Genomic DNA, 16,167 nt, shown 5'->3' on the forward strand with positions numbered 1-16,167 from the left:
ATTCATTCAATATAAATTGATTCAATATACTATGTTTAACAAACAGATGAAATTTTATTAAAAGATAAGATATTAAAATTTAAAATATATCATCACTTACTTAATTAATTAATTAAGTAATGTAAATTAAATACAACATAATAAATAGTCATCAATATACTAAAATAGTAAAAAAATGATGTTTTTTAATTAAGTAAAAGTAAAATATATAGTAAATTAAAAATTTTGTATTCATTAAATGAATATTAATACAGATATTAATAGAAAGATTAGCATTTGCAATGGTATTAACTGATGTGTATTAAAGTAAAACCATACTTATAAAAGTATGGTTTTTTATAATAATTCAGGGGGAATATTAACCATGCGAGTGCTAAAATTTAGCAGAACATTCATAAATAATGAAGATTATTTTCTGCGTATAGCAGATGTTGTAAAACATACTAGACAACAAGAGCAAATTGCTATTGTACTATCTGCATCAAAGAAAATTACCAGCAGTTTGATAAAACTAATAAAAAAAACAATTAACGGTAAAGACATATTATTGGATATTATTAATATCGAATATGATTTTATCAAAATATTGCAAAATATATCTAAGATCCAATCTGGACTCAACTATAAGAAACAAAAAAATATTATAAAAAATGAATTTAATAAACTAAAAAAATTATTTGATACTATTAAATTATCAGGTCAGTGCACAAATGTAGTTAATGCTACCATTATATGCAGTAGTGAAAAATTATCAATTATTATTATGGCAGCACTTTTACAAGCACGTGGCCATAAAATTACTATTATTAATCCTATGCAAAAACTGCTTGCTTTCGGTCATTCTCTTGAATCTAGTGTAGATATTGCTGAATCTAGACGTCGTATTATTAAAAATCAGATTCCAAAAAATCATATAATTTTAATGGCAGCTTTTATAGCTGGTAATGAAAAAGGAGAATTAATGCTTTTAGGACGTAATGGTTCTGATTATTCGGCAGCAATATTAGCAGTTTGCTTACAGGCTAATTGTTGTGAAATTTGGAATTATACTGGAGGTATTTGCAGTTCTTCTGAACCTAATTTAGTACCACATACACGTCTATTAAGATCAATATCTTATCAAGAAGCAATGGAATTTTCCTATTTTGGTTCTAAATTTCTTCATCCTCGTACTATAGCATTAATTGCTCAATTTAAAATTCCTTGCTTAATTAAAAATATTATTAATCCAAGAATTTCAGGTACCTTAATTAGTAGTCAGAAAGATAGAATTAAACCTTTGGTAAAAGGTATTACTACTTTAAAAAATATGGTTATGTTTGATGTGTCTGGTGATGCTTTGAAAAGAGAAGGTATTATCACTGTAACTTCACGTATATTGAAAATAATGTCCTTTACCGGTATTTCAGTAATCCTTATGACTCAATCCTATGCTGAAAATAGGATTAGTTTGTGTGTTTCGCAAGAACAACAGATACGAGCTTATACTTTATTAAACAATAAGTTAAGTTATGAAATAAAAAATAATCTTTTAAATCAAATACAAATAATTAAAAATTTAGCAATTATTTCCATAATCGGCGATGGGATACTGAATATATCCATTATCTATGCTAAAATTGTTTTAGCTTTAGCAAGAGCTAACATCAATATTATCGCTTTTTCTAAAGAAGCATATAAATCCTCTCTCTCCATAGTGATTAATAATAACGATGTAATAACAGGAATACGTGTGTTACATAAAATATTATTTATAAATATTAATAAAATTATTGAAGTATTCGTAATTGGTATTGGAGGTGTAGGTAGTGCACTTTTATCTCAATTATATCATCAACAAATTTGGTTGAAAAAGAAATATATAGATTTAAGAGTATGTGGCATTGCTAATTCACGAGCATTAATAACTAATGTATATGGTATTGATCTAAGCAATTGGCAATCTCAATTAAGCATAAAACAAGAGAAATTTACAATAAATAATTGGATGTATTTAGTTAAAAAATATAATTTAATAAATCCCGTAATAGTAGATTGTACCTCTAGTCAAGAAATAGCTAATCAATATGTAAACTTTCTTAAGAAAGGGTTTCATATTGTTACTTCAAATAAAAAATCGAATACATCATCATGGAAGTACTATAATCAAATACGTATAACCGCAGCGAAATGGGGTCGTAAATTCTTATATGATACTAATATTGGTGCTGGTTTGCCAATAATAGAAAACTTACAAAACTTATTCAATGCTGGGGATAAATTAATAAAATTTTCGGGAATTCTTTCAGGTTCATTATCATTTATATTCGGTAAATTAGATGAAGGTATTTCTTTTTCAAAAGCTACAATAATGGCACGTAAATTAGGTTTTACTGAACCTAATCCCCGCGATGATCTTTCTGGAATTGATGTCGCGCGTAAACTTTTGATTTTAGCACGTGAAAGTGGTTATAAGCTAGAACTCAGTGACGTAATAATTGAACCAATATTACCTACAAATATTATGGAAATAACTAATATTGAACATTTTATACAAAATTTATCTAAAATAGATAATGTTTTTGCGAAACGTGCTACCAACGCACATAATCAAGATAAAGTATTACGTTTGGTTGGTATTATTGAAAATAATGGTACTTGTAAAGTACAAATTCATGAAGTAGACAGTAATGATCCTTTATATAAAATAAAAAATGGTGAAAATGCTTTAGCATTTTATAGTAAATATTATCAGCCGATTCCTTTAGTAATTAGAGGTTATGGAGCAGGAAATAATGTAACAGCAGCTGGTATATTTGCAGATCTTCTTCGTACTTTATCATGCAATTTATGAGTTTAATCATGATAAAATTTATGCACTAGCATCGACAGGTAACGTTAGAGATGTTTTCGATTTATTAGGTTCAGCTATATTACTAATCGATAAAATATTATCAGGTGATTGCGCCTCAGTAGAGGCTACTAATAATTTTAGTCTAAAAACCAAGGATATTTTATAAATAAGTTTCTTAAAATTTACAGAATAATATTATATATCAGTGCTAGCAATCTTTTTGCCAATTAATTGGCAAAAAGTATTAATAATAATTCTGTTTAAAAAAATATACCAATTGGTTCTGGTGTAGACTTTAGTGCTTGCTCGATGATAGCTAGTTTAATGGCTATCAATGAATTTTGTGATAATCCATTAAATTATCATGATTAATTTTTGTTAATGTGTGAAATGAAAGGTCTTATTTCTGGCAGTATACATTATGATAATGTTGCTCTATGTGTTGTAGGTGGTATGCAGTTAACAATTCAAAAGCAGAATGTTATTCTGCGTTATTTAACAATTGATTTTAAGTTATAGATGATTATCTGGGCATTAAACAACTATCTACTGTAAATATTCGGCTCGAGCTGTTTTACCCGCACAATACTGCAAAGATAACACAATTAAATATGGAAGTCTATTAGCAAGTTTATTCATTCTTGTCATATCCGTCAGTTCATATTAGCATTAAAGCTAATGCAAGCTATTGTTAATGAACCATATCTTGCTAAACTATTATCTGGATTTACTGAATCTCATAAAGCTATCGAAAAAATTAGTGCAATGATATGCATGATTGCTGGTTTAACTCCAATAATTTTTACTATTTGCAATACAATTAACACAGTATAATTAATGGCTGAATGGTTAAGACATTTTTACATAAAGAATGAAAATTTTTTTGTTTATATATGCTGTATCGATACATTTGGTGTACGTCAAATAGTATAATAAATATATGAAATTTTACAATGTTAATAAGCATAACGAACAGTTCTTTTTTTAATAAGAAGGACAAGGATTACATAATAATCAAGGTTTTTTCATGTAAATTACCAAAATTTCAATTATATTATATAAATATGATGTTAGATATGAATTTTATTCAACATATTAGCAAGATCCTATCGTTCTATATTGATAATGAAATTGATTTCAAGCAACTTAAAGGATATGTAAAAAACGTTTTTTTCAGTATCAATTGTTGCAGCACTAAAAATATTGCATGTGGTGTTGAAATTTTTCATGGGCGAACATTAGCGTTTAAAGATTTTGGTGGCAGATTTATAGCATAAATAATTCCCAATCTTATTTGCATCAATGAGCAACTCATTATTTTAATTGCAACATCAGGTAATACTAGAGCAGATATTGTTCATGCATTTTATAAAATGAAAAATGTATGAGTAGAATTTTATATCCAAAAGCTAAATTAGCATATTACAAGAAAAATTCCTTTGTACATTGTTTGAAAATATTAAAACGGTTGCTGTTGATAGAAGTTTTGAGATATATATCAAATGATGATAAAACAAATCATTTGCTGACAAAAAATTTAAAATAAATTAATTTAAAATTGTGCTAATTTTATTAATATTAGACTTCTAATATCACGAATATGCTATTATTTTGAATCTATAGCACAATTAATTGAATTAATTGAGGATAAATATCAACAATTAGCAATATCAGTACCAAGTGAAAATTTTGATAATTTAACTGCTGAATTATTAGTAAAATCATTAGGTTTACCGATAAAACGTTTTATTGTTACTACTAGTATTAATAGTACAATACCTCGTTTTTTAAACAATGGAAAATGCCTACCAAAATAACTGAATCTACGTTATTGAACGCTATGTATGTTAGTGAATCAAATAATTTACCTCGTATTGAAGAATTATTTTATAGAAAAAATTGGAGTTTAACTAAATTAGCATATGTTACAGTATCAGATAAAATCATTAAATTAACTATAAAAGAATTACCGCAAATAGGCTGTAGTTCTGAACTATATGCAACAATTGCATATAGTTCATTACATGATCAATTAAAGAAAACTTAATATAGTTTATTTTTAGATACTCTGCATCTTGCTAAATTTAAAAAATAATTTAGAAAAAATTATTGAAAAATATTAATTTTATCTAAAACATTATTTAATAAAATTGAAGTATAGATTTTATCTTATTAGTTACAAACTAATTATGTAGCATTACCTAATTTTTTGTTAAGACTAATTATAACATAAAAACATATTATTTGCTCATTGCAATTTTATTTTGATAGAACCATACATTTATATGTAGTAATACAAATTTTTCGTTATAATATAAAACTGTTAAATATAAACTTTTTAAGTTTAGTTTTAATGAATTATGTAGTTTTTTATTTATCCTATTAATTAATAATATAATTTTTTAGTCAAAATTATATAGTAATTTGTAAATTCATTGATTTTACAGTTAAAAAGTCAGCATTATAATCCACAATAATTTTATTACGTGATATTATCGCTTTATTTATATAGTGCAACTTAAGTCAAAGAGAATAGCAAAATATGATAGATAATAAACTTACTTCACTACGTCAATTTACTACTGTAGTTGCTGATACTGCAGATATTAAAATGATTGGATCATATCATCCACAGCATGCAACTACGAATCCTTCTTTAATTCTTAAAATAGCTCAACTATCTGAATATCATAAATTAATTGATGAAGCTATAATTTGGACACGTCAATATATTGGTAATAAAAAAATAAATTTAGAATTACTTTCAGATAAGATCGCTGTTAATATTGGAATACAAATTCTTAAATTAATTCCTGGTCGTATTTCAACGGAAATTGATTCACGTCTTTCTTATAATACACAAGCAAGTATTTTTAAAGCTCGTAATCTTATGAAACTCTACAATGATGCTGGTATTGATAATAATCGTGTCTTAATTAAATTGGCTGCAACTTGGCAAGGTATTCGTGCTGCTGAACAATTAGAAAAAGAAGGTATTAATTGTAATTTAACATTGTTATTTTCGTTTGCACAGGCACGAGCATGTGCTGAAGCTGGTGTTTATTTAATTTCTCCATTTGTAGGAAGAATCTACGATTGGTATAAAGCTAATAATGATGACAAAAAATATAATGTAGATGAAGATCCAGGTGTATTATCACTGTATAAAATATATAATTATTATAAGCAATATGGGTATAATACTATCGTTATGGGAGCAAGCTTTCGTAATATTGATCAAATTATTGCATTAGCTGGCTGTGATTGTTTAACTATTTCTCTACCTTTGTTAAAACAATTATCAGAAAGTAAAGGAATAATCAAACGCAAACTACATTATAATGGTGAAATAAAAAAACGACAAGAAAAAATGACTGAGTCTGACTTTTTGTGGGAACATAATCAAAATCCTATGGCTGTTACTAAATTATCTGAAGGAATTTGTAATTTTGCTCGTGATCAAGAAATGTTGGAAACCATACTTGCTAAAGCAATATAATTCAATTAATTTATATAATTATCTTATACAGATTATTTATCAATAGTTTACTTATTAAGTATTATTTCTAATGTTTGGATTGAAATAATATTACATAAAATTATTTGTTAAACGTAACATACTTACGTTGTTTATGTTTGTTGTAAAATATGTTATTAACTTATTACTTAAATATTTATATGCAAAATATTTAAGATATGTGTGTTATTGATATGTGATTTTAATCACATGAAAGTATATTTTCATGCTTAATTCAAATATGTTAGCAATTCTATTCAGGAATAGAATTATTAATATATATATTTATCAAAAATAATATGGTATACACAGAAAATAAATATCAGAATAAATAATTTTTTTATTTTAGCCCTTGATGCCTTTCAAAGCGGCCCCATTTAGTTGTCATCGAGCGTTGTTTTAAGAGCGGTTATTTTAGCCGGCACCTTTATTTCTACAACCCAATTCAATAAAGAATTTAAGTGGGGGACGTTTAGATGGGTAAAATTATTGGTATTGACTTGGGTACAACTAACTCATGTGTAGCCATTATGGACGGGGCTAAAGTGCGCGTGCTTGAAAACGCTGAAGGCGATCGTACCACACCGTCAATTATTGCTTATACGCAGGATGGAGAAACTCTGGTCGGTCAACCTGCTAAACGTCAAGCAGTGACCAACCCACAGAACACTTTATTTGCGATAAAACGACTAATTGGTCGTCGTTTTCAAGATGAAGAAGTTCAGCGTGACATTAAAATTATGCCTTATAAAATCATTGAGGCTGATAATGGTGATGCATGGTTAAATGTAAAAGGTCAAAAAATGGCTCCACCGCAAATTTCTGCAGAAGTGCTAAAAAAAATGAAAAAAACTGCAGAAGACTATCTCGGTGAAGCAATAAATGATGCAGTAATTACAGTTCCAGCGTATTTCAATGATGCTCAGCGTCAAGCAACTAAAGATGCTGGACGTATTGCTGGTTTAGATGTAAAACGTATTATTAATGAACCAACTGCAGCAGCATTAGCTTATGGGCTAGATAAAGACCATGGAAATCGCACAATTGCAGTATATGATTTAGGTGGTGGGACTTTTGATATTTCTATTATTGAAATTGATGATGTTGATGGAGAAAAAACTTTTGAAGTATTAGCAACTAATGGGGATACACATTTAGGTGGTGAAGATTTTGATAGTCGTTTAATTAACTATTTAGTTACAGAATTCAAAAAAGATCAAGGTATTGATTTACATAATGATCCATTAGCTATGCAGCGTCTAAAAGAAGCTGCTGAAAAAGCAAAGATTGAATTATCTTCTGCTTTACAAACTGATGTAAATCTTCCATATATCACAGCAGATAGTACAGGTCCAAAACATTTAAATATTAAAGTAACTCGCACTAAATTAGAATCATTAGTTGAAGATCTAGTTATGAGTTCAATTGAACCATTAAAAATTGCTTTACAAGATGCTAGTCTATCAGTTTCTAATATTAATGATGTTATTTTAGTAGGTGGTCAAACACGGATGCCTATGGTACAAGCTAAAGTAGCTGAGTTCTTTGGAAAAGAACCACGTAAAGACGTAAATCCAGATGAAGCTGTTGCTATAGGTGCTGCCGTACAAGGTGGAGTTTTATCAGGTGAAGTAAAAGATGTTTTATTATTAGATGTTACTCCTTTGTCTCTAGGTATTGAGACTATGGGTGGCGTCATGACTTCGTTAATAACTAAAAATACCACAATTCCTACTAAGCATAGTCAAATATTTTCAACAGCTGAAGATAATCAATCTGCTGTAACTATTCATGTAATTCAAGGTGAACGTAAGAGGGCAGGTGATAATAAATCTTTAGGTCAATTTAATCTTGATGGTATTCAACCAGCACCTCGTGGTATACCTCAAATTGAAGTTACTTTTGATATTGATGCCGATGGCATTTTACATGTTTCTGCTAAAGATAAAAATAGTGGTAAAGAGCAAAAAATTACTATTAAAGCATCTTCTGGTTTAAATGAAGAAGAAATTGCAAAAATGGTTCGTGATGCTGAAGCTAATGCAGAAGCTGATCGTAAATTTGCGGAGTTGGTCGCAACGCGTAATCAAGGTGATCAGATTGTTCATAGTACACGTAAACAACTAGATGAAGCTGGTGATAAGATTTCATCTGAAGATAGAGCATCTATTGAATCTGCATTAACAGATCTTAATACTGTATTAAAAAGTGAAAATAAAACAGATATTGAAGCTAAAATACAAGTATTAATAGGAGTTTCGAGTAAACTGATGGAGTTGACAAAACAACAGAATAGTCAATCTCATTCAACTTCAAATAACTCTTCTACTTCTTCAGGAAAAAAAGATGACGATGTCGTAGACGCGGATTTTGAAGAAGTAAAAAAATAATTGCTCTGATCGGACACTATGGCTGGCCTGACAGCCTTTGAAACCAGCACGGGCGTTGGAGTTTTCTCCACGCCCGTCAATTGTATGTTAAGGGCAGAAAATATGGCAAAAAGTGATTTTTATGAGATTTTAGGCATCTCAAAATCTGCAGATGAACGTGAAATTAAAAAGGCCTATAAGCGCTTAGCGATGAAATATCATCCAGATCGGAATCCTGGCGATAAAAATGCTGAAGCTAAATTTAAAGAAATCAAAGAAGCTTATGAAATTTTAACTGATGCACAAAAACGAGCAGCTTATGATCAGTATGGTCATAGAGCCTTTGAACAAGGAAGTAGTGGATTTAGTAATGGTAATTTTACTAATACTAATACCGATTTCAGTGATATTTTTGGTGATGTATTTGGTGATATTTTTGGTAGTGGACGTCGTCAACGTGCCTCTAGGGGAACTGATTTACGTTATGATATAGAATTATCTTTGGAAGAGGCAGTATGTGGTGTAACAAAGGAAATTCGAATACCTTCTTTAGAAGAATGTAAGGTTTGTCACGGCAGTGGAGCAAAAATTGGCACTCAACCACAAACTTGTAAAACTTGTCAAGGTAATGGTCAAATACAAATGCGCCAGGGATTTTTTACCGTACAGCAAACTTGTCCAACTTGTCATGGACGAGGCTCAGTAATTAAAGATTCATGTGCTAGCTGTCATGGACGTGGTCGTATCGAAAGTACTAAGACTTTATCAATAAAAATTCCGGCTGGAATTGATAGTGGAGATCGTGTACGTCTTAGTGGTAAAGGTGAAATTGGTGAACACGGTTCAGCAGCAGGAGATTTATATGTTCAAGTTTCAATAAAAAAACATCCGATTTTTAATCGTGAAGCTAACAATCTATATTGTGAAGTGCCAATTAATTTTTCGATGGCCGCTTTAGGTGGAGAAATTGAAGTTCCTACATTAGGTGGAAGAGTAAAATTAAGGATACCTAGCGAAACTCAAACTGGAAAATTATTTCGTATGCGTGGAAAAGGTGTAAAATCAATTCGTGGAAGTGGAATTGGTGATTTATTGTGTCGTGTTGTAGTAGAAACTCCTGTTAATTTAAATGAAAAACAAAAAACTATACTACGTGAGTTAGCTGAAAGCTTTAATGGACCAACTGGTGAAAAGAATAGTCCACGTTCTAAAAATTTCTTTGAAGGTGTAAAAAAATTTTTTGATGATTTAACACGTTAAATTATTTTTCTTTTAGTGTTGTAGAAAATACAAAAAGTGGAAAAATAATATAAATTTGCCACTTTTTGTTATTTATATTTTATATATCAACTTTAAAAAAGTTAGTTTAAAATATCTAAATATTACTTTTTAAACAAAATAATATTAATATGATTAATATTATTTTGTTTAAAGATTTCTTTAAGTCAAGTTATTAATTTGTGCTATTAAATTAGTTTTATGACGTGCAGCCTTATTTTTATGAATTAATCCTTTGGTAGCTTGACGGTCTACAATTGCTTGCATCGTATTAAATGCTTCTTGAGCTTTAAGCTTATCTCCTATCATAATAGCTGCATAAACCTTTTTAATAAAGGTTCTCATCATAGAACGATTACTTGCATTATGCTTGCGACGTTTCTCTGATATTAAGACTCGTTTTTTAGATGATTTTATATTAGCCAAATTTAATCTCCTAAACCTATCTCATTATATAAATATTTTATAGTATATTATTGTGCATTTTGTATTTTTTATTGTCAATAAACTTGTAGTAATTAACTATTATTTTGGTTACAACTCTTATCATGTTAAAGTTGATAACTTTTTAAATATATATTTAAAATATAAACATTATGTAAATCTAATAAATATTATTAAACTATCTTATATTAGATATACTCAAAATATATAAATAAGTAAACTTGAATACTATTCAAAGATATAATTTAATTATTTTTACCGGTTTTGAGTTAACAATGAATTTTATCCGCGGTATTTATAATTTTAAAAAGCAGCATCGCGGCTGCGTTTTAACTATAGGTAATTTTGACGGCGTACATTGTGGTCATCAATCCTTAGTAAAGTTACTAGTTGATAAAGGACACCAAGATAACTTACCAGTAGTAGTAATGCTATTTGAACCACATCCACTTGAAATCTTTTTAGGGAATAAAGCTCCAGCGCGTTTAACATGCTTACGTGAAAAATTACACTATTTAGAACAAATGAACGTAGATGCGGTGCTCTGTATTCGTTTTAATCGCCAATTTGCTAGATATTCAGCTCAAAAATTTATTGTTGAATTATTAGTAAATAAGCTAGATGTACGTTTTTTAGCTGTTGGTAAAGATTTTAGATTTGGCATTGATCGTCAAGGAGATTTTTTATTATTACAAGATGCTGGTGTTAGATATGGATTTGAAATTATGTGTACACGTACCATATATGATGATCATGGAAAACGTATCAGTAGTACTTCGGTACGTGAAGCATTATCAACAAATAATTTTGCGCTTGCACAAAAACTCTTAGGTCATCCATTTAGTATTTCGGGACGTGTAGTACACGGTAATGCTTTAGGAAGAACTATTGGTTTTCCCACTGCTAATATCCTTTTACGACGTATTGTAATGCCTGTCAGAGGCGTATTTATAGTTGAAGTAAAAGGATTAGGTGAACAATTAGTTTATGGTGTAGCAAATATTGGTTTACGTCCCACAGTAAAAGGTATAAATCAGCAGCTTGAAGTTCACTTGTTTAATACACATATGGATTTTTACGGATGTTATATTGAAGTAATACTCAAAAAGAAAATACGCGAAGAACAAAAATTCGATTCGTTAGGCGCATTAAAAATGCAAATAGTTAAAGATGTAGCTATAGCACACAAGTTTTTCTTAAAAACTTATCTAAAACGTAATTAATATATACATGGAATAAATAATGTAATGAGTGATTATAAAACAACTTTAAACTTACCACAAACACAGTTTCCAATGAAAGCAAATTTAGCAAAGCGTGAGCCATATACTTTACAACGTTGGTATAACGATGATTTATACAAACTTATTCGTTTATCAAAACAAGGAAAAAAAAAATTTTTTTTACATGATGGCCCTCCTTATGCAAATGGCGATATCCATATTGGACATGCAGTTAATAAGATACTTAAAGATATTATTGTAAAATCAAAAAATATGGCTGGTTTCGATTCACATTATATACCAGGTTGGGATTGTCATGGTTTACCAATAGAGCACAAAGTTGAACAAATGATTGGTAGGCCGGGGGAAAAAATTAGTATGCAAGCTTTTCGTAAAGCTTGTCGTCATTATGCAGCTGAACAAGTGGAAAAACAGAAAAAAGAATTTATACGTTTAGGGGTATTAGGTGATTGGTCTAATTGTTACTTAACTATGAATTTTCAGACTGAAGCAAATATTATTCGTGCTTTAGGCAAAATAATAGCTAATGATCATTTATACAAAGGTATTAAACCAGTATACTGGTGCCTTGAATGCCAATCAGCACTAGCTGAAGCGGAAGTGGAATATTATAATAAAGTTTCTCCATCCATTTATATAATGTTTAATGCATTAGATGTTAATGAAATTTATGCAAAATTTAAAGTAATGATTTCAAAAAATTTAATTTCATTAGTTGCATGGACAACAACACCTTGGACTATTTTAGCAAATCGTGCAATTTCATTACATCCTAATTTTACATACCAATTAGTACAAATAAATAACCGTAACTTAATTATCGCCAAAAATTTAGTAGAAAATATCATGGCAAGAGTTGGAATTACTGACTGGATAATTTTAGGAGAATGTAAAGGTTCAGAATTAGAGTTTCAACTATTTCAACATCCTTTTTTTGAAGAGATTAATTCTACAGCAGTTTTAAGTAAGCATATTACATTGGAACTTGGCACTGGTATAGTACATATTGCACCAAGTTACGGTACTGATGATTATTTAATTGGGTTAAAGTATGGATTAGAAATTATGAATTTAGTAGGGCCTGATGGAACTTATTTACCAGGTACTCATCCTAGTGTAGATTACATGAATATTTTTAAGGCAGATAATGTAATAATTAAATTTTTAAAAGAAAAAAATGTACTTTTACATTCTGAGAAAATAGAACATAGCTATCCTCATTGTTGGCGCCATAAGACTCCTATCATTTTTCGTGCTACTCCACAATGGTTTATTAGCATGGAAAAAAAAAGATTACGTGAACAATCTATTGAAGCAATAAAAAACGTAGATTGGATTCCACATTGGGGTCAAACACGTATCACTAAGATGATTCTAAATCGTCCTGATTGGTGTATTTCTCGTCAACGAACTTGGGGTGTACCCATCACATTATTTATACATAAAGAAACAGAACAGTTGCATCCTAATACAATAGCACTGATAGAAGAAATAGCTCAGCGTGTTGAGCATTTTGGCGTTGAAGCATGGTGGAATATTGAACCATATGATTTAATAGGTGATGATGCAAAGAATTATATTAAAGTTTTAGATACATTAGATGTTTGGTTCGATTCAGGTTCTACTAGTCAGACTGTAGTAAATACATATCCAGAATTTAAAGAATATATTTCCGATTTATACTTAGAAGGTTCAGATCAACATAGAGGATGGTTTTTATCATCTTTAATGATTAGCACTGCTATTAAAGGTAAAGCACCGTATCGTCAAGTACTAACCCATGGATTTACAGTAGATAATCAGGGTAGGAAAATGTCTAAATCGCTTGGTAATGTTATATCTCCGCAAGAGATAATAGATAATTATGGTGCAGATATTCTACGTTTATGGGTAGCTTCTACTGATTATTCAAGTGAAATAGTTATTTCTAATGAAGTGATTCATCGAGTTACTGATATTTATCGTCGTATTCGCAATACTGCACGTTTTCTTTTAGCTAATCTTTCAGGATTTAATCCTAAAATTGATGCTATTAATCAAGATAATATGGTGTTAATTGATCGATGGGCAGTGGGGCGTGCATTGGCGACACAACAATCTATTATACAATCTTATGATGTATATAATATCCACGAGGTAATACAACGTCTAATGCAATTTTGTTCAGTTGAAATGGGTTCATTTTATCTTGATATAGTAAAAGATCGCCAATATACCACTAAATATGACAGCTTAGCACATCGTAGTTGCCAAACAGCAATGTGGCATATTCTTGAAGCGTTAGTTCGTTGGATTCTACCTATTATGTCTTTTACAGCTGATGAAATATGGAGTTATCTGCCCGGTGAACGTTCTAAATATATTTTCACTGAAGAGTGGTATCAGAATTTATTTAGTTTATCTGATAATGAATTATTAAATGATTATTTTTGGGATGATTTATTAAAGTTGCGTAGCGAAGTTAATAAAATAATTGAACAAGCACGTAATAATAATTATATACGTAGTTCGCTTGAAGCAAGCGTGACACTTTATGTAAAACAAGAATTATTAACTAAATTACAATCAATAGATAATGAATTATGTTTTATATTATTAACTTCAAATGTACATATTACTGATTATTCATTAGCAACCAATAAAGCACAAAAAAGTAAGATATTACAAGGTTTAAAAATTGAATTACATAAAGCAAAAGGTGATAAATGTCCACGCTGTTGGCACTATAAATTAGATATTGCTGATAATCCTAAAAATATACCAATATGTAAACGTTGCTATACTAATGTATTTGATAATGGTGAATTTAGGAAATTTGCCTAATGTTTAAAACTTTATGGTTAACTGGTTTACGCTGGCTATGGTTAGTAGTTATCATAAGTATTTGTGATATGTATAGCAAGTATTGGATTATGCATCATATGTTTTTACATGAAACGTATCATTTTATTCCGTTTTTTAATTTACTTTATCTTCATAATTATGGAGCTATATTTAGTTTTTTATCTGACCAAAATGGTTGGCAGCGTTGGTTTTTTATTAGTATAACTTTGATCATCGTAATAGAATTATTAATGATGATGTATTGCAATCATGCTAGTAATAAAATAGCAAATATCGCTTATGCCCTGCTTATTGGAGGTGCAATAGGTAATTTATTAGATCGTATTCGTTATGGATTTGTTATTGACTTTATTGATTTTTATATTTGTAGATGGCATTTTGCTATTTTTAATTTTGCTGATTGTACTATTTGTATAGGTACTATATTATTAATAATAAAAAAATTTAATTTTAGGGATGAAAGTAGTTAATCATGAATATTCATAAGAATTAAAAGATGTTGTATACGCACTATTTTTATATAAAACAACAAATTTTGTTTTAATTAAATGAATAGAGAAAAAAGTATTTATATCTTAAATATTATATAAATTATAAACAGTTAAAATTTTCAGACATTAATTTTTTAAAGAAAATAATGGAAATTATATTAGCTAATCCTCGAGGATTTTGTGCGGGTGTGAATCGAGCTATTAATATCGTAATACGCGCATTAAATATATATGGAAAACCCGTTTATGTCCTTAATGACATAGTACATAATTATTATGTAGTGAACACTTTATGTTCATATGGTGCAATTTTTGTTCAAGAACTTAGAGAAGTTCCTGATAAAGCTATTTTGATCTTTTCAGCTCATGGCGTTTCAGAAATAGTACGTAAAGAAGCTAAATCACGTAATTTAACTATGTTATTTGATGCTACTTGTCCTTTAGTTGCTAAAGTTCATATAGAAGTGACTCAGGCTAGTCGTCAAGATATGGAAGTTATTTTTATTGGACATGCGGGCCATCCAGAGGTAAAAGGAAGCATGGGACAATATAACAATCCTAATGGCGGAATATATTTACTAGAATCTTCAAAGAATATTTTTAGTTTGAAGGTTAAAAATGAAAACAAACTTTGTTTTGTAACACAAACTACATTGTCAGTTGACGATACCTTAAATATAATTAGATTATTGAAACAGCGTTTTCCTACCATTACTGGACCTCGTCACAGTGATATTTGTTATGCTACTACCAATCGACAAAGAGCTGTACAATTATTATCACAACAATGTGATTTAATACTTGTGTTAGGATCGAAACATTCTTCTAATTCTAATCGTTTAATGGAATTAGCTAAGAATATTTGTAAATTTGCTGAGTTAATAGAGTCAGTGGATGATATTCAAATAAAGTGGATAAAAAATATAAAATATATTGGTTTAACTGCAGGAGCTTCAGTACCAGATATTTTAGTACAACAAGTAATTGAATATTTTTGTTCTATAGGAGGTGTAAAAGTAATAAGAGAATTAATGGGTAATAAAGAAAATTTTGTGTTTAAATTACCAAAACAATTATGTATTAAAGTACATAAAATATAATTAGCATTTTTTGAGTGGAGTGGTTAAATTCCTTTATATGTATGAGT

General features: G+C 29.2%; 15 protein-coding genes. 12 read left to right on the forward strand and 3 right to left on the reverse strand.

From position 1 onward, the window contains the following. Nucleotides 1-364 precede the first annotated feature (364 nt). Complete coding sequence (gene thrA, locus FD727_RS02175) at nucleotides 365-2,833, forward strand: bifunctional aspartate kinase/homoserine dehydrogenase I (RefSeq protein ID WP_159938527.1); 2,469 nt, start codon at nucleotides 365-367, stop codon at nucleotides 2,831-2,833. A gap of 18 nt (nucleotides 2,834-2,851) precedes the next feature. Here thrA and FD727_RS04070 read toward each other — a convergent pair whose 3' ends face one another. Further along, the gene (locus FD727_RS04070) at nucleotides 2,852-2,986 is read right to left on the reverse strand and encodes a hypothetical protein (RefSeq protein WP_255454569.1); all 135 of its coding nucleotides are present in this window, start codon (nucleotides 2,984-2,986) and stop codon (nucleotides 2,852-2,854) included. Between the two features lie 228 nt (nucleotides 2,987-3,214). Here FD727_RS04070 and FD727_RS02180 point away from each other — a divergent pair, with 228 nt between their 5' ends. From FD727_RS02180 to FD727_RS02190, 3 genes are all read left to right on the forward strand, one after another. Beyond that, on the forward strand, nucleotides 3,215-3,352 hold the full coding sequence (locus tag FD727_RS02180) for a hypothetical protein (protein ID WP_159938528.1): 138 nt from the start codon (nucleotides 3,215-3,217) through the stop codon (nucleotides 3,350-3,352). 159 nt (nucleotides 3,353-3,511) lie between these two features. Then, nucleotides 3,512-3,667, forward strand: a complete 156-nt coding sequence (locus tag FD727_RS02185) for a hypothetical protein (RefSeq protein WP_159938529.1) — start codon at nucleotides 3,512-3,514, stop codon at nucleotides 3,665-3,667. A 242-nt stretch (nucleotides 3,668-3,909) separates the two neighbouring features. After that, a complete protein-coding gene (locus tag FD727_RS02190) occupies nucleotides 3,910-4,110 on the forward strand; it encodes a hypothetical protein (protein WP_159938530.1) in 201 nt (66 codons plus the stop codon). Nucleotides 4,111-4,487: 377 nt separating this feature from the next. Here the strand turns inward: FD727_RS02190 and FD727_RS02195 are convergent, their stop codons facing one another. Further along, nucleotides 4,488-4,628 (reverse strand): hypothetical protein, encoded by a 141-nt coding sequence (locus FD727_RS02195; protein ID WP_159938531.1) that lies wholly within the window; start codon nucleotides 4,626-4,628, stop codon nucleotides 4,488-4,490. A gap of 6 nt (nucleotides 4,629-4,634) precedes the next feature. Between FD727_RS02195 and FD727_RS02200 the strand changes: the two genes are divergently transcribed. The 4 genes from FD727_RS02200 (at nucleotide 4,635) to dnaJ (ending at nucleotide 9,979) form a co-directional block, all read left to right on the forward strand. Next, complete coding sequence (locus tag FD727_RS02200; protein ID WP_159938532.1) at nucleotides 4,635-4,880, forward strand: hypothetical protein; 246 nt, start codon at nucleotides 4,635-4,637, stop codon at nucleotides 4,878-4,880. 498 nt (nucleotides 4,881-5,378) lie between these two features. After that, nucleotides 5,379-6,332, forward strand: a complete 954-nt coding sequence (gene tal, locus FD727_RS02205; RefSeq protein WP_159938574.1) for a transaldolase — start codon at nucleotides 5,379-5,381, stop codon at nucleotides 6,330-6,332. Between the two features lie 494 nt (nucleotides 6,333-6,826). Next, nucleotides 6,827-8,740 carry a molecular chaperone DnaK gene (dnaK, locus tag FD727_RS02210; RefSeq protein ID WP_159938533.1) on the forward strand — a complete coding sequence of 638 codons (1,914 nt, stop codon included), beginning with the start codon at nucleotides 6,827-6,829 and terminating at the stop codon, nucleotides 8,738-8,740. A 102-nt stretch (nucleotides 8,741-8,842) separates the two neighbouring features. After that, nucleotides 8,843-9,979, forward strand: coding sequence for a molecular chaperone DnaJ (gene dnaJ, locus FD727_RS02215; RefSeq protein ID WP_159938575.1), 1,137 nt, complete (start codon nucleotides 8,843-8,845; stop codon nucleotides 9,977-9,979). 180 nt (nucleotides 9,980-10,159) lie between these two features. Here dnaJ and rpsT read toward each other — a convergent pair whose 3' ends face one another. Further along, complete coding sequence (gene rpsT, locus FD727_RS02220) at nucleotides 10,160-10,423, reverse strand: 30S ribosomal protein S20 (RefSeq protein WP_159938534.1); 264 nt, start codon at nucleotides 10,421-10,423, stop codon at nucleotides 10,160-10,162. 293 nt (nucleotides 10,424-10,716) lie between these two features. Between rpsT and ribF the strand changes: the two genes are divergently transcribed. From ribF to ispH, 4 genes are all read left to right on the forward strand, one after another. Beyond that, the gene (gene ribF / locus FD727_RS02225) at nucleotides 10,717-11,664 is read left to right on the forward strand and encodes a bifunctional riboflavin kinase/FAD synthetase (protein ID WP_159938535.1); all 948 of its coding nucleotides are present in this window, start codon (nucleotides 10,717-10,719) and stop codon (nucleotides 11,662-11,664) included. 24 nt (nucleotides 11,665-11,688) lie between these two features. Continuing rightward, nucleotides 11,689-14,508 (forward strand): isoleucine--tRNA ligase, encoded by a 2,820-nt coding sequence (gene ileS / locus FD727_RS02230; protein WP_159938536.1) that lies wholly within the window; start codon nucleotides 11,689-11,691, stop codon nucleotides 14,506-14,508. Next, nucleotides 14,508-14,999, forward strand: coding sequence for a signal peptidase II (gene lspA / locus FD727_RS02235; protein ID WP_159938537.1), 492 nt, complete (start codon nucleotides 14,508-14,510; stop codon nucleotides 14,997-14,999). Before ileS ends, lspA begins: the two co-directional genes overlap by 1 nt. Nucleotides 15,000-15,166: 167 nt before the next feature. Continuing rightward, on the forward strand, nucleotides 15,167-16,120 hold the full coding sequence (gene ispH / locus FD727_RS02240) for a 4-hydroxy-3-methylbut-2-enyl diphosphate reductase (protein ID WP_159938538.1): 954 nt from the start codon (nucleotides 15,167-15,169) through the stop codon (nucleotides 16,118-16,120). Nucleotides 16,121-16,167: the final 47 nt, after the last annotated feature.

The organism is Pantoea sp. Mhis, assembly GCF_009830015.1.